This window comes from Burkholderia cepacia complex sp. TUM26381 (assembly GCF_057439935.1).
In genome coordinates, this window is record NZ_CM172006.1 from 202,098 (window position 1) to 224,624 (window position 22,527).

Consider the following 22,527-nt stretch of genomic DNA (forward strand, 5'->3'; position numbering starts at 1 on the left):
GATTCCCTGCTATGATGGCGGGCTGAATTGAGATTTCTGTCAAGCCTCTGCCGTTTTCGGCATGTCTGCTGGCAGTCAAACGCGGCGCTGCACGCGGCTTGTGAAGCGTACTCGCGGTGCTTTCCGCCTCTCATTTCCGGCCTCCGAGGCCGTATTTCCGCTCGTTTCGCCTGTTGTTGGGGGACGCTCGGATGGCCGGTGCGTGGCGCTTGGCCGCTACGTTTTTGACCGTTTAAGCAATTTAGGAACGACATGACGACGATTCTTCTGAAAGAAAACGAGCCGTTCGAAGTGGCGATTCGCCGCTTTCGCCGTGCTATCGAAAAAAATGGCCTGATCGCTGAACTGCGTGAGCGCCAGTCTTACGAAAAGCCGACCGCAGTCCGCAAGCGCAAGAAGGCAGCAGCCGTCAAGCGCCTGCACAAGCGCCTGCGCAGCCAGATGCTGCCGAAGAAGCTCCACTAAGAGCGTCTGACGGTTCGCCGCGAAACGGCGGAGTGTGCCTCGCAAGAGGCCACTCCGCCGTTTTGCTTGTGGGGTCCAGGAAAATCCCGAGGCCGCCGCGGTGCGGCTTTGGCGGGCGTTCCGACTGATCGCCGGCGGCCGCCAACCGCCGGCGCGGCGCTCAGAAGTCGATTTTCGCGCTCAGGCTCACCGTGCGCGGGTCGCCCGGTTTGACGTAGTCCGCGTACTGGTATTCCCAGTAGCGGCGGTTCAGCACGTTGTCGATCGACGCGCGCAGCGTCACGTCGTGGCGGCCGACCCGCGTCAGGTAGCGCGCGCCTGCGTTGACGACCAGAAAACCCGGCGCATCGAGGCCGCCGGCCGCGCGCAGCGGCGTCGCGCCGGTGAATTTCGCGTCGACGCCGAGCGTCAGCCCCGGCACGCCCGGCACCGCATAACCGAGGTCGCCGGCCAGCACGAAGCGCGGCGCGCCTGCAACACGGTTGCCGTTGTTGCCGATCCCGTTCGCGTACCACGCGTCGAGCAGCATCGCGTCGACCCCCGCGTTCCAGTGCGCGCCGAATTTCGCGCGCGCACCGACCTCGATGCCCTGGATGATCGATTCGCCGTCCTGCACGTAGACGTTCGCGGCGTTCGCATATTCGGCGCTGCGCTCGATGCGGAACAGCGCGGCCGTCGCGCTCCCGCGCGCGTGCTCGCTCTTGATCCCGAGCTCGTATTGCTTGCTGCGCAACGGCTTGAGCACCTGGCCCGCGTTCGCGTAGACGTCGTTCACGCGGCTGCCCGGCTCGAGCGATTCGGCGTAGCTTGCGTAGGCCGTGGTCGTCGGCGCGAGCTTGAACATCACGGCGAAGGTCGGCGTCACCACGCCGTTCTGGCGATAGCCGGGGTCCTCGGCGCCGCTCGCCTGGAACGAGCGCTGCTCGTAATTCATGTAACGCACGCCGGCGAGCACCGACCAGCGCCCGGTGAGCTGCACGGTGTCGCTCGCGAACAGCGATTTCTGCACGATCTCGCTCGTGCGGTACTGGATGAAGCCGTGCGGGCTTTCATAGCGGTACGGATTCGGCGCATAGAGGTTGCCGGCGCCGAGCGGCACGAACACGCTGTTCGCCGAGTAGTCGTTCGCCTGCTTCTGCCACGATGCGCCGAGCACGATCTGGTGGCTGAACGGGCCCGTGCGCACCTTGCCCTCGACCATCGCGCGCCATTGGCTGAAGCGGTGATCCTCCATGCCGACGTAGCGGCTGTCGGTGTAGTTCCCGGCTGCGTTCTGCAGGTACAGCGTGCTTTCGTTGCGGCGGCGCGTCGCCTTGCTGTAGCTGTACGCGACGTCGAGCTGCCAGTCGGGCGCGAGCTGGTATTGCAGCCCGGCCGTATAGAGCTGCAGGTTCGTGTTCAGGTACTGGTCCTTGCCGCCGAGGTTCGTCGACCCGCCGCTGATCGTCGCGGGCAGCGCGCCGCCCGGATAGCTGCCGGTAAAGATCGACGGCGTCTGGCCGGTCGTGCGGCGGTCCTGGTACAGCGCGCCGAACGATACCGACAGGTCGCGCGTCAGGTTCGCCTGCAGCGCGAGCGATACGCTGTCGCGGCGGATGTTGCCGTCGTTGTACGTCTTGCCTTCCTCGTGCGTCGCGTTCAGCCGCGCGCCGAACATGTTGTTCGGCCCGAAGCGCTGGCCGAGATCGACGTGTTCGGTCCACACGTTGGTGCTGCGGTAGCCGACGTCGACGCTGCGCACGGGCTCGGCGCCCGGCTGCTTCGTCACGTAGTTCACGACGCCGCCCGGCGTCACGAAGCCGTACAGGAAGCCGCCGAGCCCCTTCAGCAGCTCGACGCGTTCGAGCTGCTCGTACGGCATCGTGATCCCGTACGTGACGAACGGCAGCCCGTCGATCTTGAAGCCGTTCTGCCAGTCGAGCTGCATGCCGCGCACGGTCATGTAGCTTGCCCATGCGCCGTACGCGCCGCTGTTGTCGGACACCGCTGCGTCGTTCGCGAACACGTCGCCGAGCTTGTATGGCTGGCGCGCCTCGAGCTCTTCCTGCGTGACGATCGTCGTCGAGAACGGCGTGTCGAGCTGGCGGCGCGTGCCGAGTGCGCCGGTCGAGATCGTGTCGGTCAGGTGTTGCGGCGAATCGTGCGCGGCCGTGATGTTGAGGGCCGGCAGCACCGCGGCGTCGCCGGGTGAATCGTCCGCGTGCGCGAGCGAGGCGGCAAGGCAGGCGAGGGCGGCGGCCACACGGCGTGGACGGACGGGAGGACGGGCGAGGCTGGCGATCATGACGGGTGAGCAAAAATGCAAGTAAGAATCATTCGCATTGAGTTAAAATGTTGCGCATCGTATCAAAACCCGCCGACCGCGCAACATTTCCACGCCGCGCACAAGGGCATCCGGCCTCGCCTGGGCGCGGCCGGACGGCGCTTGCGCGGCGTTTGACATCACATGACCTGTCTTCCGTCGAACCGGGGCCGCCGCATCTACCGGCCCGCCTTCCTGTCGCTGCGCACGCGATGAATGCGTTCCTGCGACCGTTTTTCGTCCGCCTGCATCGCTGGTTCGGGCTCGCCATCGCGCTGTTCCTGTTCGTCGCGGGGCTCACCGGCGCGCTGATTGCGTGGGACCACGAGCTCGACGCGGCGCTGAATCCGGATTTCTACGCCGCGCGCAGCGGCGCCGCACCGCTTGCACCGCTCGAACTCGCGGCGCGCATCGAGGCCGCCGATCCGCGTGTGCAGGTGACTTATCTGCCGCTCGCGGTCGAACCGGGGCACACGCTGCAGGCGAGCGTGATGCCGCGTACCGATCCGGCGACCGGCCAGCCGTACGCGCTCGGCTTCAGCCAGGTCGCCGTCGATCCCGCGACCGGCGTGGTGCAGGGCCGCCGCGAATGGGGCGCGCTGTCGCTCGCGCGGCTCGACCTGATGCCGTTCATCTACCGGCTGCACTACTCGCTGTTCCTGCCCGAGTACCGCGGGATCGACTTCGGGTTCTGGGCGATGGGTGTCGTCGGCATCGTGTGGGCGGCCGACTGCCTGATCGCGCTGGTGCTCGCGTTTCCGAACCTGAAAAGCTGGCGCAAGTCGTTCGCGTTCCGCGTGCGGCGCGGCGGCTATCCGCTCGTGTTCGACCTGCACCGCTCGGGCGGCGTGTGGGTGTGGGGGCTGCTGCTGGTCGTTGCGGTCACATCGATCTCGATGAACCTCGCCGTTCCGGTCGTGCGCCCGCTGGTCTCGCAGGTTTCGCCGCTCGCCGAGACGCCGTATACGAATCCCGAACATTTTCCGCCGGCCCCGCCGGGCAGCCAGGTGCTGTCGCGCGAGCGGATCGTCGAGATCGCGCGCTCGGCCGGGCGCGACGCGGGGATCACCGCGCCGCCCGGCGCGCTGCTGTTCGCCCCGGCGATGAACGCCTATGCGGTCGGGTTCTTCACGCCCGGCAACGACCACGGCGACGTCGGGCTCGGTAACGCGTGGCTGTACTGGAGTGCGGTGACCGGCAAGCCCGTCGCGGCCCTGGTGCCGGGCCGCGGTTCGGCCGGCGACCTGTTCATGCAGGCGCAGTTTCCGCTGCACTCGGGGCGGATTGCCGGTGTGGCGGGACGGATCGCGGTGAGCGTGCTCGGCGTCGTGATCGCGATGCTGAGCGTGACCGGGATCTGCATCTGGGTGAAGAAGCGCAGCGCGCGCGCGCGGGCCGCGCGAAGCGCGCGGCCGGTCGTACCGGCGTCATCGCGCGCCGCGCGGTAAGCGGGCGGCGCCCCACTGCCGCGAGGCAGCCGTGCCGGATGGGCCCCCGGCTTGCGCCGGCGCCCTCAGCCCGCGTTGCGCTTCCGTGCCGGCTGCTTGCCGCCGAGCGCCGCGCATGGCGCGTGGCACGGGCAGTCGACCTCGTGGTCGTTGACCATGCCGGTCGCCTGCATCAGCGCATAGCAGATCGTCGAACCCACGAACTTGCAGCCGTACGCCTTCAGCGCCTTGCTGAGCGCGTCGGACTGCTCGGTCGACGCGGGCGCGTCGCGGTATGACTGCCACGCATTCTGGACCGGCGTGTTGCCGACGAACGACCACAGGAACGCGGCGAGCGACCCGTGCTCCTCGCGGATGCGCTGCACGGCGCGAGCGTTGGTCACCGCCGATTCGACCTTCGCGCGGTTGCGCACGATGCCCGGATTCTCCAGCAGCTTCTCGATGCGCTTCGGCGTGAAGCGCGCGACGGCGTCGACGTCGAAATCCGCGAACGCTTCGCGATAGCCCGAACGCTTGTTCAGGATCGTCGACCACGACAGCCCGGCCTGCGCACCCTCCAGGATCAGCATTTCGAACAGGTGGCGATCGTCGTGCGACGGCACGCCCCACTCGGTATCGTGATAGTGAGCGTCCGCTTCCGTCTTCACCCAGTTGCACCGCTGCGACATCGTCTACCTCGTTTTCAGTGTCGATTCGATCGCGCCAGCATAGCGGAAGCCCTTTTCGCGGGATAGCAGGCCGAACGGCAGATGGGCGCGCGGCGCCGATCCGGTTAAGCTTGGCGCCTGTTCGAATCAGCAGGATGAAGGCATGGCGGCATTACTTTTTGCGATCGGCATCGACGGCGGCGGCACGGGTACGCGCGCGGTGCTGGCCGACCGGCACGGGCGCGAGCTCGCTCAGGGGCGCGGCGGCCCGTCGGGTCTCGGCCTCGGCATCGAGCGCGCATGGGCGTCGATCGGCGCCGCGTGCGCGGATGCGTTCACGCAGGCCGGCTTTGCGTTCAACTGGCCGCAGTGCGCGCTCGGCTGCGGGCTCGCGGGCGTCAACAACGCGGCGTGGCTGGCCGCGTTCCGCGCGCAGGCGCCGCTCGGCGCGCTCGCGATCGAGAGCGACGCATATACGACCGTCGTCGGTGCGCACGGCGGCGCGCCGGGGCTCATCGTCGCGCTCGGCACCGGCAGCATCGCGGCGGCGCTCGACGCGGCCGGCGCGTGCCGGATCGCGGGCGGCTTCGGCTTTCCGTCCGGCGACGAGGCGAGCGGCGCGTGGCTCGGCGTGCGCGCGCTCGCGTACGCGCAACAGGCGCTCGACGGCCGCGTGCCGCGCGACGCGTTTGCCGATGCGCTGCTCGCGGAAACGGGCGCGCAGGATCGCGACGCGCTCGTCCAGTGGTCGTGCGATGCGAACCAGACAATCTACGCGCGCCTCGCGCCGATCGTATTCGCGCATCGCACGCATCCGGTCGCCGGCGCGCTGATCGCGCAGGCCGGCGACGAGATCGGCAAGATGATCGATGCGCTCGATCCGCAGCAGGCGCTCCCGGTCGCGCTGTGCGGCGGGCTGGCCGACGCGCTCGCACCGGTCGTGCCGGCGCGTCACGCCGCCCGGCTGCGCGCGCCGCTCGACGATTCGGCGCATGGCGCGCTGCGGCTCGCGCTGCAGGCGCTGCGGGCGGCGGAAGGCGGCTGAAGCCGGGATGGGGCGGGGTGGCGGCGCGTCGCAGCAGCCTCGAAGGCGGCACCTGGCGGGGAACCGTCCGGCGCGCCGCCGGGCACGACGTTAAAATGGCGATTCCGCAGAGCCCTGAGCGCCATTCTCCCGTCCCATGTACAAAGTTATCGCCACCGATCTCGACGGTACGCTGCTGAACAGCGACCACCAGCTCGACCCGTACACGATCGACACCGTCCGCCGGCTCGACCGCGACGGCCTGCAGTTCGTGATCGCGACGGGGCGCCATTATGCGGACGTCGCCGGCATTCGCGACGTGCTCGGCATCCGGCCGTACCTGATCACGTCGAACGGCGCGCGCGTGCACGCGCCGGACGACACGACGATCCACGCGCAGGACATCGATCCCGCGATCGTGCGCGGCCTCGTGCAGCCGGACGTCACCGGCGCGCACGGCCGCGTGATCGTCAACCTGTTCACCAACGACGGCTGGCTGATCGACCGCGACGCGCCGCACCTGCTCGATTTCCACCAGGATTCGGGCTTCCGGTACGACGTGATCGACATGGCCGCGCATGACGGCGCCGATATCGCGAAGGTGCTGTATATCGGCGAGCCGGCCGATCTGGCCGTGGTCGCCGAGCAGATGCGCGTGCGTTTCGGCGATGCGCTGTACGTCACGTACTCGCTGCCCGACTGTCTCGAAGTGATGACCGCGAACGTGTCGAAAGGCCGCGCGCTGCGTACGGTGCTCGCGCGGCTCGGCGTCGATACCGGCCACTGCATCGCGTTCGGCGACAACATGAACGACATCGACCTGCTCGAAACCGCCGGTCACGCGTTCATGATGAACAACGCGAACCCCGACCTGGTCGCGCGGCTGCCGCACATCCCGCGGATCGGCAACAACTTCGATGCGGGCGTTGCCCGCCACCTGCGCACGCTGTTCTCGCTCGAGGGCAACGTCGCCGCTTCCTGAGCGCCCAGCCCCGCGCGCGTTTCCCGAGCGGAAATGAAAAACGGGCGCCAGGGGCGCCCGTCGAAATTGCCTGCCTCGATGTTCTTGGACAGCGTGAGGCTCGCTGCTCTGCTCGCTTGACCCCGTAGTGTTTTATTCGCTTGTGCGAGCCGATGCCGGCAGCAGGTCGACGGCGTCGTCACGCCCGGCGACCAGCGGGTAAATGATCCCTGCGAGTACCGCGCCGATCAGCGGCGCCACCCAGAACAGCCAGAGCTGGCCGATCGCGTCGCCGCCGACGAACAGCGCCGGGCCGGTCGAGCGCGCCGGGTTCACCGACGTGTTGGTGACCGGGATCGAGATCAGGTGAATCAGCGTCAGGCACAGGCCGATCGCGATTGGCGCAAAGCCGGCCGGCACACCGCGCTTGTCGGTCGCGCCGAGGATCACGAACAGGAAGAAGCCCGTCATCACGACTTCGCAGATGAACGATGCGGTCAGCGAGTAGTGGCCGGGCGAGCGATCGCCGAAGCCGTTCGTCGCAAAGCCGCTGCCGACGACGTCGAAGCCCGGCTTGCCGGTCGCGATCAGGTACAGCACGAACGCGCCGAGCGTCGCGCCGACGACCTGCGCGACGATGTACGGCGCGAGATCGCGTGCCGGGAAGCGGCCGGCGACCGTCAGACCGACGCTCACCGCCGGATTCAGGTGGCAACCCGAGATGTGGCCGATTGCGAATGCCATCGTCAGCACGGTCAGGCCGAAGGCAAGTGCGACGCCGGCGAAGCCGATGCCGAGGCCCGGAAAGGCGGCAGCCAGCACGGCGCTTCCGCACCCGCCGAGCACCAGCCAGAACGTGCCGAATACCTCTGCAGCGAGACGCTGAGAAAGATTCATGTAAGGACCTCGTCCAAGTGGGTTGAAGACCGCCGGACGACACTGCGGATTTATTCCATCGCCCGGAATTGGTCTGGATTATAGGAAATGAATCGGGTCCGGGAGGGTCAACGATTGTTAAATTTGAATGGCTGACGAATGCCTTTTATTAGAATAAGTCCGCATTCTCGATATAGACGATTCGGTTAAAGATGACAGCATTTATTTCGAAGGGCAGGGCGGCAGTGCGGATGGCGTAACGGATGTTGGTGTCCCGGCCGGATTCGCCGGGGCCGCATCATCGAAAAGGGGAGTCGAAAAATGTCTCAATACGCGAAACTCAAGGCGCAGATCGCCGATCTGCAGGCCCAGGCGGACGACGTACGCCGCCAGGAAGTGGCGGCGGTGATTGCCGACGTCCAGCGAATGATTGCCGAATACGGCCTGACGGCCCAGGACCTGGGGTTCGCGGAGCGGGCACGGCGCGGGCGCCCCCCGAAGAAGGCGCCGCTGCCGCCGAAGTACCGCGATCCGAAGTCGGGTGCAACCTGGAGCGGGCGCGGCAAGCCGCCGAATTGGATCGTCGGGAAAAACCGCGAGCGTTTCGCGATCGAATGACTGAAAGCCAAATAGAAAGAGCCGCATCGACGATGCGGCTCTTTTGTTTTGCGCGCCGATTTCGGCGCGGATTTTACCGAATATTTCGGCGCGGATTTCCGTATCAGGCGCCCGCGACCCGGCGCAATACCGGTTGCTTGGTCGCCGTGCAAAGCGATTCGTAAGTTTCCACATAACGCTGCGCCATTGCCTTCGAGCTGAAACGCGTGTCGAAACGCTGGCGGATCGCGGTGCGCGACAGCGTGTCGATCCGGTGCAGCGCACCGACCGCGCCCTGCACGTCCTCGACGATGAAGCCGGTCACGCCGTCCTCGATCACTTCCGGCACCGAGCCGCGATTGAACGCGACGACCGGCGTGCCGCAGGCCATCGCCTCGATCATCACCAGGCCGAACGGCTCCGGCCAGTCGATCGGGAACAGCAGCGCCTTCGCGCCGGACAGGAACGCAGGCTTCTGCGCCTCGTTGATCTCGCCGATGAACTCGACGTGCGCCTCGCCGAGCAGCGGTTCGATCACTTCCTTGAAATAGTCGGCGTCGGCCTTGTCGACCTTCGCGGCGATCTTCAGCGGCAGCCCGCTTTGCGCGGCGATCCGGATCGCGGTGTCGACCCGCTTTTCGGGGCAGATCCGGCCGAGGAACGCGAGGTATTCGGGCTTCACGCCCGGCTGCGGCGTGAGCAGCGTGTCGGGCAGCCCGTGATACACGGTGCCGGCCCACGCGGCCTGCGGCAGCGGCTTGCGCTGGTTGTTCGAGATCGACACGACCGGCGCGTCCGGGAACGCGTCGAACACCGGCTGCAGCTCCGGCAGGTCGAGGCGGCCGTGCAGCGTCGTCACGTACGGCGTATCGAGGCGCGACATCAGCGGGAACGGCAGGTAGTCGAGGTGGAAGTGCAGCACGTCGAATTCGTGCGCGACCCGGGCGACCTGCTCGAGGAGCCGCATGTGGGGCGCCATCGAATCGCGGATCGACGGGTCGAGCCGCAGTGCGCGCGGCCACGCCGCCTCGAGACGGGCCGACGTGACGGAGTCGCCGCTGGCGAACAGCGTCACGTCATGGCCGAGTTCGACGAGCGCCTCGGTGAGGTAGGACACGACACGCTCGGTGCCGCCGTAGAGTTTCGGCGGAACGGCTTCGTAAAGCGGCGCGATCTGGGCAATTCGCATGGGTGTTCTCCGGTTTCGATCCGTGGGCGCCGTGGCGCCGCTGTGGATCCCATCCAACGTTGCGGAACTCGCCGACGCCCGCGTTTGGCGGAACTCGCCGACGCCCGCGTTTGGCGGTACGTGGCCGGGCCCTGGGCGGGGTGCGCGGGGCGCCGGACGGCAAGCTGCGGGGCGGGCCGGCACGGCTCGCGCCGCCGCCCATTGGAGTCCATTATCGATATCGCCCTGAAGGGTTCGAGTGTTTTTTCAAACACTTAAGGCTTGTTACACGATGAAATACGCGAAAACCCCGAGAAAAAGGGCGCGGAATCGTGAAGCGAGATGGCCGCAACTATTGTTGCGCTATCGTGAAAAAGCACTATAATTTTTACCGATCCGATTGTCGGCAGCCTTGCCGGCAAGCCTTCCGCCACCGCGCGGCGGCCATCGGGCGCCTCGCAACCGAATCCGCGTTGCAACCCGTTTTTCCGATTGCTCCTTTCAATTCGCTTTGTCGGAAAAATTCCTACACGGTTTACAGACAAATCCTGCATGGCATACGCCACTTCGCTGATACCGGCATAAATGCCGTTTGGCCAAAATTCGCCCTGTAAGACTATAAACGAGCCGACCGAGCGCCAAGAGCGCTCCGAACGAGCAAACGTTTTCATAACACGAATGGCCAAAGCAAAGCTCTTTAACGGGGGAATCATGAGCGCTACCAGCGAAATGCTCAGTGAGATCAAAGAGGTCAACCTGTCGTACCTCCTCCTCGCGCAACGACTGCTGCGGGAAGACAAGGCGATGGGCATGTTCCGCATGGGCATTTCCCAGGAACTCGCCGACGTGCTCGCCAACCTCACGCTCGCACAGACCGTGAAGCTGGCTGCGTCGAACCAGATGCTGTGCCGTTTCCGCTTCGATGATCACGCGCTGCTGTCGTCGCTCGCCGACAAGGGCCGCAGCGATGTCGTCGCGCACGCCCACTCGGCCATCCTGATGGCCGGGCAGCAGGTCGAAGGCGTCCGCTGATCCATCCCGCCTTGCGTTGTGTCCCGGCGTGCCGCGCCGGCAGGCAGCGTATTGGCCATCCATCCGAACAACGTCAAGCGGACGGTTATCACCATGGCAAGCAAAAGCGTCGTGATCGAGGTGAAGGAAATCACCCTCGCCATCGAACTGATCGAACTGGGCGCCCGGCTGCAGCTGCTGGAAGCGGAGACGAGCCTGTCGCGGGACCGTCTGATCAAGCTGTACAAGGAACTGAAGGGCGTATCGCCGCCGAAGGGGATGCTGCCGTTCTCGACCGACTGGTTCATGACGTGGCAGCCGAACATCCACTCGTCGCTGTTCTACAACATCTACCGGTTCATGCAGGACCACGGCCGTTGCGAGCCGATCCAGTCGATCGTGAAGGCGTACCGGCTCTATCTGGAGCACGTGAACCTGTCCGGCGACGAGGCCGCGCTGAGCCTCACGCGCGCATGGACGCTCGTGCGCTTTTTCGATTCGGGGATGCTGCAGATGACCCCGTGCACGCGCTGCGGCGGCCACTTCGTCGCGCATGCGCATGATCCGCATCAAGGTTTCGTGTGCGGCCTGTGCCAGCCGCCGTCGCGCGCGGGCAAGACCCGCAAGGCTGCCGCCGCACGCGCCGAACTGGCTGCTGCCGCGGCCTGAGGGCCGCCGGGCGGGGCGCTCAGGCGCCCGCGGGCCGCGCGAATCGTCTGCGAATTGCTGGTAAACACCGTCGGGCCGCCGCCGGGCGGCCGCGAAAGTTTTCCTGCCGACTGCCGTAAACCTGTTTAACGGCGGTCTTCCCGCCGGTCTATCGTGAGGGACAGGCAGTGCTGATTATCGTGGGAACTCTCGTGACGCTGTTGTCCGTCTTCGGCGGTTATGCGCTGGCAGGCGGGCATCTGGGCGCCTTGATCCAGCCCGTCGAGATCCTGATGATCGCGGGCGCCGGCGTCGGCGCGTTCATCCTCGGCAACGGCGGCAAGACCATCAAGGCGACGCTGCGCGTGCTGCCGACGCTCTTCAAGGGCTCGAAGTACACGAAGGACGTCTACATGGAGCTGATGGCGCTGCTCTACGTGCTGCTCGCGAAGGCACGCAAGGAAGGCACGCTGACGCTCGAGGCCGACATCGACGATCCGCAAAAGAGCCCGATCTTCACGCAATACCCGAAGATCCTCGCCGATCATCACATCGTCGAATTCCTGACCGACTACCTGCGCCTGATGGTGGGCGGCAACATGAACGCGTTCGAGATCGAGAGCCTGATGGACGAGGAGATCGAGACGCACCACGCGGAAGGCGAAGGCCCGGCGCACGCGCTGATGCGCGTCGGCGACGCGATGCCGGCGTTCGGGATCGTCGCGGCCGTGATGGGCGTCGTGCACACGATGGCCTCGGCCGACAAGCCGCCCGCGGTGCTCGGCGCGATGATCGCGCAGGCGCTGGTCGGCACGTTCCTCGGGATCCTGCTGTCGTACGGGCTGATCGGGCCGCTCGCGAGCCTCGCGGAGCAGCGCGTCGCCGAGTCGACCAAGATGTTCCAGTGCATCAAGGTGACGATCCTCGCGACGCTGAACGGCTATGCGCCGGCGATTGCGGTCGAGTTCGGTCGCAAGGTGCTGTTCTCGACCGAGCGCCCGTCGTTCTCGGAGCTCGAAGAGCACGTGCGCCGCGTGAAGGCGAAGTGACGCGGAGCGCCCGATGAGCAAGAGCAAGGATCGCGCGATCGTCGTCAAGCGGGTGGCCCCGGCGAAGAAGGGCCATCACGGCGGCGCATGGAAGCTCGCGTATGCGGACTTCATGACCGCGATGATGGCGTTCTTCCTGCTGATGTGGCTGCTGAGCTCGGTCACGCCGGTGCAGCTGAAGGGGATCGCCGAATACTTCAACACGCCGCTGAAGGCCGCGCTGCTCGGCAGCGGCGACCGCAATTCGCAGGACTCCAGCATCCTCAACGCCGGCGGTCGCGACCTGTCGAGCGCCGACGCCGGCACGCTGCGCCGCACCGACGGCACGACGCAGCTCGCCGATCGCATCGCGAAGACCGGCGACAACAACACGCGCTCGCAGGCGCAGGGCGCGCAGGACCGGCTCGAGCAGACGCGCCTGCACGACCTGCAGATCAAGCTGATGGCGGCGATCGAGGCCAACCCGACGCTGCGCCAGTTCAAGCAGCAGATCCGCATCGATTCGACGCTGATGGGGCTGCGCATCGAGATCGTCGATACGCAGAAGCGGCCGATGTTCGCGATGTCGAGCGACCGCGTCGAGCCGTACATGCGCGACATCCTGCGCGAGATCGGCAAGACGCTGAACGACGTGCCGAACCGGATCATCGTCCAGGGCCATACCGACGCCGTGCCGTACGCGGGCGGCGAGGGCGGCTACAGCAACTGGGAGCTGTCGGCCGACCGCGCGAACGCGTCGCGCCGCGAGCTGATTTCCGGCGGCATGGACGAGGCGAAAGTGCTGCGCGTGCTCGGCCTCGCGTCGACGCAGAACCTGAACAAGGCCGATCCGCTCGATCCGGAAAACCGCCGGATCAGCGTGATCGTGTTGAACCGTAAATCCGAAGAGGCGCTGATGCGCGACGACGCAACGACCACGACGCTGTCGGCCGACGCGGCCGGCTCGAAGCAGCTCGCGCAGCAGCTCGGCAGCGCGGCGCCGGCCGTGCGCCCCGCGCTCGCGGCATCCGCCGTCGCCGTACCGAAACCCTGACATCGACAAGACCAGCTTCCGAGACAGACATGATCCGAACCATTCTCGCCATCGACGACTCCGCGACCATGCGCGCACTGCTGCAGGCGACGCTTGCACAGGCCGGCTATGACGTGACGGTGGCGCCGGACGGCGAAGCCGGCTTCGACATGGCCGCAACCGCGCCGTACGATCTGGTGCTGACCGACCAGAACATGCCGCGCAAGAACGGGCTCGAGGTGATCGCCGCGCTGCGCAAGCTGACCGCGTATGCGGACACGCCGATCCTCGTGCTGACGACCGAGGGCAGCGATGCCTTCAAGGACGCCGCGCGCGACGCGGGCGCGACCGGCTGGATCGAAAAGCCGATCGACCCGGCCGTGCTGGTCGACCTGGTCGCGACGCTGTCCGAGCCGGCCGCCTCCTGACATGAACGCGACGAATTCAACCGGTGACCGGGCATGACTCTCGACATCACTCAGTTCTACCAGACCTTTTTCGACGAAGCGGACGAGCTGCTCGCGCAGATGGAGCAGCTGCTGCTGAACCTCGACGTCGACTCGCCCGACCCCGAAGACCTGGCCGCGATCTTTCGCGCCGCGCATTCGATCAAGGGCGGTGCGGCGACGTTCGGCTTTTCCGCGCTGACCGATACGACGCACATCCTCGAATCGCTGCTCGACCGCGCGCGCAACCATGAGCTGACGCTGACCAAGGACATGGTCGACGCGTTCCTGGAAACCAAGGACGTGCTGTCCGACCAGCTCGCGGACTACCGCGCGAGCGCCGAACCGGACGCGGCCGCCGCCGCGACGATGTGCGCGAAGCTCGAGCGGCTGAAGGCCGAGAGCGGCGCGGGGGCACCGGCGGCGGTCGCCGCGCCCGCGCCTGCCGCGCCGGTCGCCGCGCCCGCGCCTGCCGCGCCGGTCGCCGCGGCCGTGGAACCTGCTGCCGGCAGCGACCGCGCGCCCGACCATGTGGTCGAGCAGGCCGTCGCGGCCGCGCATCCGGCGGATGACGCCGGCGGCCCGCACCTGAAGATCACGCTGGTGGGCGTCGACGCGAAGGACCAGGCGCTGCTCACCGAAGAGCTCGGCAACCTCGGCCGGATCGTCGGCCGCGAGGAAGCGGGCGCCGACCTGTCGCTGTGGGTCGAGTCGGACGTGCCGTCCGACGACATCGTCGCCGTGTGCTGTTTCGTGATCGACGAAAGCCAGATCCGCGTTGCGCACGGCACGGCGCCGGCCGCACCGGCGGCACCGGCCGCCGCGCAGGACGCCGCGGCCGTGGCTGCGGAACCGCCCGCCGCCGCGCAACCCGCGCGCGTCGAGGTGTTCGCGCCGCCGGCCGCCGCGCCGCAGCCGGCCGCACCGGCACCGGCACCGGCCGAGCCGGCCGCCGCCGCGCAGCCGCAGCAACACGCTCAACCGCAGCCGGCCGAACACGCCGCACCGGCCGCCGCGCATCACGACGACAAGCGTGCGCGTCCGGCCGCCGCGGCCGCATCGGGCGCCGAAGGCAGCTCGATCCGCGTCGGCGTCGAGAAGGTCGACCAGCTGATCAACCTCGTCGGCGAACTCGTGATCACGCAGGCGATGCTCGCGGAGACCGCGAGCGCGTTCGATCCGGCGCTGCACGACCGCCTGTTCAACGGGATGGCGCAGCTCGAGCGCAACGCGCGCGACCTGCAGGAAGCCGTGATGTCGATCCGCATGATGCCGATGGACTACGTGTTCAGCCGCTTCCCGCGCCTCGTGCGCGACCTCGCCGGCAAGCTCGGCAAGCAGGTCGAGCTCGTCACGTTCGGCCAGGCGACCGAGCTCGACAAGAGCCTGATCGAACGGATCATCGATCCGCTCACGCACCTCGTGCGCAACAGCCTCGACCACGGGATCGAAACCGTCGACAGGCGCGTCGCCGCCGGCAAGGACGCGGTCGGCCAGCTCGTGCTGTCGGCCGCGCATCACGGCGGCAACATCGTGATCGAGGTAAGCGACGACGGCGCGGGCCTGAACCGCGAGCGGATCCTCGCGAAGGCCGCGAAGCAGGGGATGCAGGTGTCCGACAACATCAGCGACGACGAAGTCTGGCAGCTGATCTTCGCGCCGGGCTTCTCGACCGCCGAGACGGTGACCGACGTGTCGGGCCGCGGTGTCGGGATGGACGTCGTGAAGCGCAACATCCAGTCGATGGGCGGCCACGTCGAGATCACGTCGCTGGCCGGCCGCGGCACGACCACGCGGATCGTGCTGCCGCTCACGCTCGCGATCCTCGACGGGATGTCGGTGAAGGTCGGCAACGAGATCTTCATCCTGCCGCTGAACTTCGTGATGGAGTCGCTGCAGCCGTCGACCGACGACATCTACACGGTCGGCAACGGCGAGCGCGTGGTGCGCGTGCGCGGCGAATACCTGCCGCTCGTCGCGCTGCACGAGGTGTTCTCGGTGGAGGACGCGCGCACCGACCCGACGCAGGGGATCGTCACGATCATGGAAACCGAGGGACGCCGCTTCGCGATGCTGATCGACGAACTGGTTGGCCAGCAGCAGGTGGTCGTGAAGAACCTCGAAACCAACTACCGCAAGGTGCACGGCATCTCGGCGGCGACCATTCTCGGCGACGGCAGCGTCGCGCTGATCGTCGACGTCGCGGCGCTGAACCGTGAAACCCGTGCGACGCACGGCGCCCGTGCCGGCGCCGAGCTCGCGATGTTCTGACTCTCGCCATCAACCGATTGGGGGCAACCGTGTCTGCTGAAGTCCAAATGATCAATCCGGCCGCGGCGAACGCGGCAACCAGCCGCCGCGACGCGGCGCAAGGCGACGCGACGGGCCAGGAATTCCTCGTGTTCACGCTCGGCGACGAGGAATACGGGATCGACATCCTGAAGGTGCAGGAGATCCGCGGCTACGACAGCGTCACGCGCATCGCGAACGCGCCGGAGTTCATCAAGGGCGTGATCAACCTGCGCGGGATCATCGTGCCGATCGTCGACATGCGGATCAAGTTCCATCTCGGCCGCGTCGAGTACGACCACCAGACCGTCGTGATCATCCTGAACGTGTCGAACCGCGTGGTCGGGATGGTGGTCGACGGCGTGTCGGACGTGCTGACGCTGCAGACCGACCAGATCATGCCGGCGCCGGAATTCGGCGCGACGCTGACGACCGAGTACCTGACGGGTCTTGGCACGGTCGACGGCCGGATGCTGATCCTGATGGACATCGAGAAGCTGATGTCGAGCCGTGAAATGGCGCTGATCGAGACGCTCGGCGGGTAAGCGCGCCGCGCGCGCAGTAATTTCGGGAGAAGCTGCAATGTTGCATAACTGGTCGATTCGCACGACGCTCACGGCGGTCGGACTCATCCTCGTGTGCCTGGCCGCTGCGGTCGGCGGGCTCGGCCTCTACGCGCTGAATCACGCGAGCCGCTCGCTCGACGAGATTGCGCACGTCGACCTGCCGGCGATCCATACGCTCGACGATACGTCGTCGTACCTGCTGCGCGCACGCGTGTCGCTCGACCGCTTCCGCTCGCTGACGGAAGCCGGCAACACGGCCGAAGCGGCCAAGGTGCTCGACCGTGCGCAGGAGCTGTACACGAAGTCGAACCAGAACTGGCAGGCGTTCCAGTCGACGCCGAAGCTCGGCGTCGAGCAGGGGCTCGTCGACGAGCTCACCGCACGCTATACGACGATCGTGAAGGAAGGCGTCGAGCCCGAGTTCGCGGCCGCGCGCGCGGGCGACATGGCCGGGTACCACGCGATCGCCGACACCAAGATCAGCCCGATGTTCGTCGCGTACGACCAGGCCGCGTCGGCCGTGGTCGCGTCGCTGCAGAAGCGCGCGGAAGAGCGCCAGGCCACGACGCAGTCGCAGATCTCGCTGATGGTCGCGCTGATCGCGGCCGGCATCGCGATCGCGTTCGTCGTCGTGATCGCGATCCGCTTCGCGCTGCGCGGGCTGATCGTGCAGCCGCTCGAGGACGCGATCGCGCACTTCGAGCGCATCGCCGGCGGCGACCTCACGCAGCCGGTGAACGTGTTCAGCACGAACGAGATCGGCCGCCTGTTCGGCGGCATCAAGCGGATGCAGGACGCCGTCACGACGATGGTGCAGGCCGTGCATCGCGGCACCGAGTCGATCGACGTCGGCGCGCGCGAGATCGCGACCGGCAACATCGACCTGTCGCAGCGTACCGAGGAGCAGGCCGCGTCGCTGCAGGAAACCGCGTCGAGCATGGAGCAGCTGACGGGCACCGTGCGGCAGAACGCGGAGAACGCGCGGCAGGCGAGCCAGCTTGCGGTGAATGCGTCGGACATCGCGACGCAGGGCGGCGACGTGGTCGGCCAGGTCGTGTCGACGATGCAGGACATCGCGGCGAGCTCGGGCAAGGTCGTCGACATCATCGGCACGATCGAGGGCATCGCGTTCCAGACCAACATCCTCGCGCTGAACGCGGCGGTCGAAGCCGCGCGCGCGGGTGAACAGGGCCGCGGCTTCGCGGTCGTCGCGGGCGAGGTGCGTTCGCTTGCGCAGCGCAGCGCGAGCGCCGCGAAGGAAATCAAGCAACTGATCGGCGATTCGGCCGGGAAGGTCGAAAGCGGGTCGGCACTCGTGTCGCGCGCGGGCTCGACGATGGACGAGATCGTGCAGGCCGTGCGCCGCGTGACCGACATCATGGGCGAGATCAGCGCCGCGTCGGACGAGCAGTCGACCGGCATCGAGCAGGTCAACCGCGCGGTCGGCCAGATGGATTCGGTCACGCAGCAGAACGCGGCGCTCGTCGAGCAGGCGGCCGCCGCGGCCGCGTCGCTCGAGGAGCAGACGCGCCAGATGAAGGCGATCGTGTCGGGCTGGCGTGTCGCGGGCGGCATCGTGCTCGCGCCGGCGCGCAGTGTCGCGCGGCCGGTCGCGCACGAACCGGCGGCCGCGCCCGCGTTGCCGCTGGAGCCGCGTTACGACGCGGCGCCCGTCGCCGCGCTGCCGGCCCCGCAGGCGGCGGCACAGCCGGCACGCCGCGCCGCGCCGGCCTCGCGTGCCGCTGCATCGGGCGCCAGCCACGAACCGAAGCGCGCGGCCGACACCGCCGCACGCACGCAGAAGGACGCTCCGGCTTCCCGTGGCGCTGCCGCGGGCGGCTATGGCCCGCGCCTCACGAAGTCGGCCGCACCGGCGGACAAGCCGGCGGCGAAGCCCGCGCTCGTGCGCCCGGCGCTGAACGGCGAGAAGCCGGCGCTGGCGGCAGCCGGCACGTCCGACGACGACTGGGAGACCTTCTAAACCATGCCGCACGCGCGCGCGCCGTTTCGACCCGATGCACCGGATGCCTCGCCCCGCGCGGGCGAGCCGGGGCGCGACTTCGCGTTCACGGGCGCGGATTTCGCACGCATCCGCGCGCTGATCCATCAACGCGCGGGGATCTCGCTGTCCGAGCACAAGCGCGACATGGCGTACAGCCGTCTCGCACGGCGGCTGCGTGCGCGCGGCCTCGACACGTTCCGCGACTACCTCGACCTGCTCGAGCAGGAAGACGATCCGCTGGAGTGGGAAGCGTTCACCAACGCGCTGACGACGAACCTGACCGCGTTCTTCCGCGAGTCGCACCATTTCCCGATCCTGTCGGATTTCGTGAAAGGGCGGCCGGCGCCGGTGTCGGTCTGGTGCTCGGCGGCGTCGACCGGCGAGGAGCCGTATTCGATCGCGATCACGCTGATCGAGGCGCTCGGCGACTCGGCGGCACGCGGCGCATCGATCCTCGCGACCGATCTCGACACGCAGGTGCTCGCGAAGGCGGAAGCCGGCATCTATACGTACGACCAGGTCAAGCACCTGTCGCCGGAGCGGCTCAAGCGCTTCTTCCTGAAGGGCACGGGCCCGCAGGCCGGCCGCGTGAAGGTGCGCCCCGAGCTGCGCGCGATGATCCGTTTCGAGCAACTGAACCTGACCGATGCGGACTACGGGATCGCGAAGCCGTTCGACGCGATCTTCTGCCGCAACGTGATGATCTATTTCGACAAGCCGACGCAGGGGCAGGTGCTGTCGCGCTTCGAGCCGCTCGTGAAGCCGGGCGGGCTGCTGTTCGCCGGCCATTCGGAAAACTTCACGTATGTGACGCAGGCGTTCCGGCTGCGCGGACAGACGGTGTACGAACTGACACGCGACGCCGCGCAGGGCATGCGGCCCCGTGTCGCGCAGGCACCTGCGGCGGCCGCGATGCCGTCGCCCGTGCATGCGCGGGCTGCGGGCGCTGCGCCCGCCTATGGAGATCGCGGATGAGCGCACTGCCGATCGCGACCAATCGCTACTTCGACAACCACTTCGGCCTTCCCGGCGTGAAGTTGCTGCCGAACGAGTTCTACACGACGGGCGAGGACATGGTGCTGATGACCGTGCTCGGCTCGTGCGTCGCCGCGTGCCTGCACGATCCGTATGCGCGCATCGGCGGGATGAACCACTTCATGCTGCCCGACGACGGCGCCGATCCGGGCGCGGCCGCGTCGGAATCGATGCGCTACGGTGCATATGCGATGGAAGTGCTGATCAACGAGCTGATCAAGGCCGGCGGGCGGCGCGAGCGCATCGAGGCCAAGGTGTTCGGCGGCGCGGCCGTGCTGGCCGGGATGACGACGATCAACATCGGCGATCGCAACGCGGATTTCGTGCGCCGCTACCTCGCGCTGGAACGCATCCGCATCACGGCGGAAGACCTGCAGGGCGTGCATCCGCGCAAGGTCGCGTTCATGCCGAACAGCGGGCGCGCGATGGTGAAGAAGCTGCGGCTGCAGGTGCCGGGCGTCACCGAGCGCGAAGCCGCGCTTGCCCGCGAGGCCGATCGCGCCCGCGCGGCACGGCCGCGTCCGCAAGTCGAGCTGTTCACGGCGAAGCGGCCGGCGGCGCCCCAGCCGGCGCGACCGCGCATCGAGCTGTTCGGCGCGCGCGGCGCGGCGCCGGCCGGCGGCGTGCGGGCGGCGAGCCCGTATGCCGGGAGCCCGGGCGCGGCGAACCTATCAAGAAAGCAGGAGGCATGACCGCTGTGCAGAAGATCAAAGTATTGTGCGTCGACGATTCGGCGTTGATTCGCAGCCTGATGACCGAGATCATCAACAGCCAGCCCGACATGACGGTGTGCGCGACCGCGCCCGATCCGCTCGTCGCGCGCGAGCTCATCAAGCAGCACAACCCCGACGTGCTCACGCTCGACGTCGAAATGCCGCGCATGGACGGCCTCGACTTCCTCGAGAAGCTGATGCGCCTGCGGCCGATGCCGGTCGTGATGGTGTCGTCGCTGACCGAGCGCGGCTCGGAAATCACGCTGCGCGCGCTCGAACTCGGCGCGGTGGACTTCGTCACGAAGCCGCGCGTCGGGATTCGCGACGGGATGCTCGACTACGCGGAAAAGCTCGCCGACAAGATCCGCGCGGCGTCGCGCGCGCGCGTGCGCCAGGCGCCGCAGCCGCAGGCCGTCGCGCGTGCGGCGGACAGCCCCGCGGCCGCGCCGATGATCAACAACCCGCTCGTCAGTACCGAGAAGCTGATCATCATCGGCGCGTCGACGGGCGGTACCGAGGCGATCCGCGAAGTGCTGACGCCGCTGCCGCCGGATGCGCCGGCCGTGCTGATCGCGCAGCACATGCCGCCGGGCTTCACGAAATCGTTCGCGCAGCGGCTGAACGGCCTGTGCCGGATCGCGGTGAAGGAAGCCGAGCACGGCGAGCGCGTGCTGCCGGGCCACGCGTATATCGCGCCGGGCCACGCGCACCTGTTGCTTGCGAGGAGCGGGGCGAACTATATTGCGCAACTGTCGGACGAGCCGCCGGTGAACCGGCACCGCCCGTCGGTCGACGTGCTGTTCCGCTCGGCGGCGACGCATGCGGGCAAGAACGCGATCGGCGTGATTCTCACCGGGATGGGCCGCGACGGTGCGGCCGGCCTGCTGGAAATGAAACGCGCGGGCGCCCACACGTTCGCGCAGGACGAAGCAAGCTGCATCGTGTTCGGGATGCCGCGCGAGGCGATCGCGCTCGGCGGCGCGGACGAGATCGCGCCGCTCGCCGACATGAGCCGCCGCGTGATGGCGCGCCTGGCGACGATGGGCGACCGCGTGCAGCGCGTTTGAATGGAATGTCACGGGGCGCGTGCCACGATACGCGTCCCGATGGAAACGAATCTGGAAAGGAACGACGATGGACAAGAGCATGAAAATCCTGGTGGTGGACGATTTCCCGACGATGCGCCGGATCGTCCGCAACCTGCTCAAGGAACTGGGCTATTCGAACGTCGACGAGGCCGAGGACGGCCTGGCCGGCCTCGCGCGGCTGCGCGGCGGCGGCTACGACTTCGTGATCTCGGACTGGAACATGCCGAACCTCGACGGCCTCGCGATGCTGAAGGAAATCCGCGCGGACGCGACGCTCACGCACCTGCCGGTGCTGATGGTCACGGCCGAGTCGAAGAAGGAGAACATCATCGCGGCCGCGCAAGCCGGCGCGAGCGGCTACGTCGTGAAACCGTTCACGGCCGCGACGCTCGACGAGAAGCTGAACAAGATCATCGACAAGATGGCGAAAGCCGGGAGCTGACGTGAACGAGCCGATCCATGCGGCGCTCGCCGGCGCGGGGTTCAGCGCCGACAGCCACCCAGAAGGCGCCGATTTCCCGAGCGACCGCATCCTCGCCCGCATCGGCCACGTTACGCGCACGCTGCGCGATTCGATGCGCGAGCTCGGGCTCGACAAGCATGTCGAGCGCGCGGCGGAGGCCGTGCCCGATGCGCGCGACCGGCTGCGCTACGTCGCGACGATGACCGAGCAGGCCGCCGTGCGCGTGCTGAATGCGATCGAGATCGCGAAGCCGATGCAGGAGCGCGTCCAGAACGAGGCCGAGGCGCTCGACGCGCGCTGGGCGCAGTGGTACGCGGCGCCGATCGAGCACGCGGAAGTGCGCGAACTGATGGACGATACGCGCAAGTTCCTGCGCGCGCTGCCGGAGTCGACGTCGGCGACCAGCGCGCAGTTGCTCGAGATCATGCTCGCGCAGGATTTCCAGGATCTCACCGGGCAGGTGATCAAGAAGATCATGGACATGGTCTACCTGATCGAGCAGCAGCTCCTCACCGTGCTCGTCGAGAACATCGCGCCCGAGCGGCGCGAACAGTTCGCGGCGACCGCGGCCGCGCTCGCGGCCGAGCAGATGAGCCCGACCGGCAGCCCCGAGTCGCTGTTGAACGGCCCGCAGATCGCGCCGGAAGGCAAATCCGACGTGGTCCAGGACCAGGGGCAGGTCGACGATCTGCTCGCGAGCCTCGGCTTCTGACCCTG

23 protein-coding genes are annotated in these 22,527 nt (G+C 67.7%); 18 read left to right on the forward strand and 5 right to left on the reverse strand.

Annotated elements, in window-relative coordinates:
• Nucleotides 1-252: 252 nt before the first annotated feature.
• Nucleotides 253-465, forward strand: coding sequence for a 30S ribosomal protein S21 (gene rpsU / locus ACWMMN_RS00935; RefSeq protein WP_006401410.1), 213 nt, complete (start codon nt 253-255; stop codon nt 463-465).
• Between the two features lie 160 nt (nt 466-625).
• Here rpsU and ACWMMN_RS00940 read toward each other — a convergent pair whose 3' ends face one another.
• A complete protein-coding gene (locus ACWMMN_RS00940; protein WP_486422905.1) occupies nt 626-2,749 on the reverse strand; it encodes a TonB-dependent siderophore receptor in 2,124 nt (707 codons plus the stop codon).
• A gap of 230 nt (nt 2,750-2,979) precedes the next feature.
• Here ACWMMN_RS00940 and ACWMMN_RS00945 point away from each other — a divergent pair, with 230 nt between their 5' ends.
• Nucleotides 2,980-4,215, forward strand: coding sequence for a PepSY-associated TM helix domain-containing protein (locus ACWMMN_RS00945; RefSeq protein WP_059232709.1), 1,236 nt, complete (start codon nt 2,980-2,982; stop codon nt 4,213-4,215).
• 65 nt (nt 4,216-4,280) lie between these two features.
• On the opposite strand, the gene ACWMMN_RS00950 is transcribed toward ACWMMN_RS00945, so the two are convergent.
• Nucleotides 4,281-4,883, reverse strand: a complete 603-nt coding sequence (locus tag ACWMMN_RS00950) for a DNA-3-methyladenine glycosylase I (RefSeq protein ID WP_059232708.1) — start codon at nt 4,881-4,883, stop codon at nt 4,281-4,283.
• 142 nt (nt 4,884-5,025) lie between these two features.
• Between ACWMMN_RS00950 and ACWMMN_RS00955 the strand changes: the two genes are divergently transcribed.
• Complete coding sequence (locus ACWMMN_RS00955; RefSeq protein ID WP_059232707.1) at nt 5,026-5,907, forward strand: glucosamine kinase nucleotide-binding domain-containing protein; 882 nt, start codon at nt 5,026-5,028, stop codon at nt 5,905-5,907.
• Between the two features lie 136 nt (nt 5,908-6,043).
• Entirely contained in the window at nt 6,044-6,868 is an 825-nt protein-coding gene (locus tag ACWMMN_RS00960; RefSeq protein WP_059232706.1) for a Cof-type HAD-IIB family hydrolase, read from the forward strand.
• Nucleotides 6,869-7,000: 132 nt separating this feature from the next.
• Here the strand turns inward: ACWMMN_RS00960 and aqpZ are convergent, their stop codons facing one another.
• Complete coding sequence (gene aqpZ, locus ACWMMN_RS00965) at nt 7,001-7,744, reverse strand: aquaporin Z (protein ID WP_006477345.1); 744 nt, start codon at nt 7,742-7,744, stop codon at nt 7,001-7,003.
• Nucleotides 7,745-8,044: 300 nt separating this feature from the next.
• Between aqpZ and ACWMMN_RS00970 the strand changes: the two genes are divergently transcribed.
• The gene (locus tag ACWMMN_RS00970) at nt 8,045-8,341 is read left to right on the forward strand and encodes an H-NS histone family protein (RefSeq protein ID WP_059232705.1); all 297 of its coding nucleotides are present in this window, start codon (nt 8,045-8,047) and stop codon (nt 8,339-8,341) included.
• Nucleotides 8,342-8,444: 103 nt separating this feature from the next.
• On the opposite strand, the gene ACWMMN_RS00975 is transcribed toward ACWMMN_RS00970, so the two are convergent.
• Both ACWMMN_RS00975 and ACWMMN_RS00980 read right to left on the reverse strand, forming a co-directional pair.
• Complete coding sequence (locus ACWMMN_RS00975) at nt 8,445-9,509, reverse strand: glycosyltransferase family 4 protein (protein WP_059232704.1); 1,065 nt, start codon at nt 9,507-9,509, stop codon at nt 8,445-8,447.
• Between the two features lie 254 nt (nt 9,510-9,763).
• Nucleotides 9,764-10,201, reverse strand: a complete 438-nt coding sequence (locus tag ACWMMN_RS00980) for a hypothetical protein (RefSeq protein WP_226196786.1) — start codon at nt 10,199-10,201, stop codon at nt 9,764-9,766.
• On the opposite strand from ACWMMN_RS00980, the gene flhD reads away from it, so the two are divergent.
• The 13 genes from flhD to cheZ all read left to right on the forward strand — a co-directional run bounded on the left by flhD (nt 10,200) and on the right by cheZ (nt 22,522).
• Nucleotides 10,200-10,520, forward strand: a complete 321-nt coding sequence (flhD, locus tag ACWMMN_RS00985; RefSeq protein ID WP_011350590.1) for a flagellar transcriptional regulator FlhD — start codon at nt 10,200-10,202, stop codon at nt 10,518-10,520. The genes ACWMMN_RS00980 and flhD overlap by 2 nt on opposite strands.
• 93 nt (nt 10,521-10,613) lie before the next feature.
• Nucleotides 10,614-11,168 (forward strand): flagellar transcriptional regulator FlhC, encoded by a 555-nt coding sequence (flhC, locus tag ACWMMN_RS00990; RefSeq protein WP_034209584.1) that lies wholly within the window; start codon nt 10,614-10,616, stop codon nt 11,166-11,168.
• 167 nt (nt 11,169-11,335) lie between these two features.
• Nucleotides 11,336-12,196, forward strand: a complete 861-nt coding sequence (gene motA / locus ACWMMN_RS00995; RefSeq protein WP_006482649.1) for a flagellar motor stator protein MotA — start codon at nt 11,336-11,338, stop codon at nt 12,194-12,196.
• 13 nt (nt 12,197-12,209) lie between these two features.
• Nucleotides 12,210-13,229 (forward strand): flagellar motor protein MotB, encoded by a 1,020-nt coding sequence (gene motB / locus ACWMMN_RS01000; protein WP_059232703.1) that lies wholly within the window; start codon nt 12,210-12,212, stop codon nt 13,227-13,229.
• Nucleotides 13,230-13,258: 29 nt separating this feature from the next.
• A complete protein-coding gene (locus ACWMMN_RS01005; protein ID WP_034188085.1) occupies nt 13,259-13,636 on the forward strand; it encodes a response regulator in 378 nt (125 codons plus the stop codon).
• Between the two features lie 33 nt (nt 13,637-13,669).
• Nucleotides 13,670-15,925 (forward strand): chemotaxis protein CheA, encoded by a 2,256-nt coding sequence (gene cheA / locus ACWMMN_RS01010; protein WP_486422906.1) that lies wholly within the window; start codon nt 13,670-13,672, stop codon nt 15,923-15,925.
• Nucleotides 15,926-15,972: 47 nt separating this feature from the next.
• Nucleotides 15,973-16,488 carry a chemotaxis protein CheW gene (cheW, locus tag ACWMMN_RS01015; RefSeq protein ID WP_059232701.1) on the forward strand — a complete coding sequence of 172 codons (516 nt, stop codon included), beginning with the start codon at nt 15,973-15,975 and terminating at the stop codon, nt 16,486-16,488.
• Between the two features lie 37 nt (nt 16,489-16,525).
• Nucleotides 16,526-18,490 carry a methyl-accepting chemotaxis protein gene (locus tag ACWMMN_RS01020; RefSeq protein WP_059232700.1) on the forward strand — a complete coding sequence of 655 codons (1,965 nt, stop codon included), beginning with the start codon at nt 16,526-16,528 and terminating at the stop codon, nt 18,488-18,490.
• A gap of 3 nt (nt 18,491-18,493) precedes the next feature.
• Nucleotides 18,494-19,486, forward strand: coding sequence for a CheR family methyltransferase (locus ACWMMN_RS01025; RefSeq protein ID WP_059232699.1), 993 nt, complete (start codon nt 18,494-18,496; stop codon nt 19,484-19,486).
• Nucleotides 19,483-20,238, forward strand: a complete 756-nt coding sequence (gene cheD / locus ACWMMN_RS01030) for a chemoreceptor glutamine deamidase CheD (protein ID WP_059232698.1) — start codon at nt 19,483-19,485, stop codon at nt 20,236-20,238. Before ACWMMN_RS01025 ends, cheD begins: the two co-directional genes overlap by 4 nt.
• A complete protein-coding gene (locus ACWMMN_RS01035) occupies nt 20,235-21,326 on the forward strand; it encodes a protein-glutamate methylesterase/protein-glutamine glutaminase (RefSeq protein WP_059232697.1) in 1,092 nt (363 codons plus the stop codon). The genes cheD and ACWMMN_RS01035 overlap by 4 nt, the downstream gene beginning before the upstream one ends.
• 67 nt (nt 21,327-21,393) lie before the next feature.
• A complete protein-coding gene (gene cheY / locus ACWMMN_RS01040) occupies nt 21,394-21,789 on the forward strand; it encodes a chemotaxis response regulator CheY (RefSeq protein ID WP_006485893.1) in 396 nt (131 codons plus the stop codon).
• A 1-nt stretch (nt 21,790) separates the two neighbouring features.
• Complete coding sequence (gene cheZ / locus ACWMMN_RS01045) at nt 21,791-22,522, forward strand: protein phosphatase CheZ (protein WP_059232696.1); 732 nt, start codon at nt 21,791-21,793, stop codon at nt 22,520-22,522.
• The last annotated feature ends 5 nt before the right edge of the window (nt 22,523-22,527 follow it).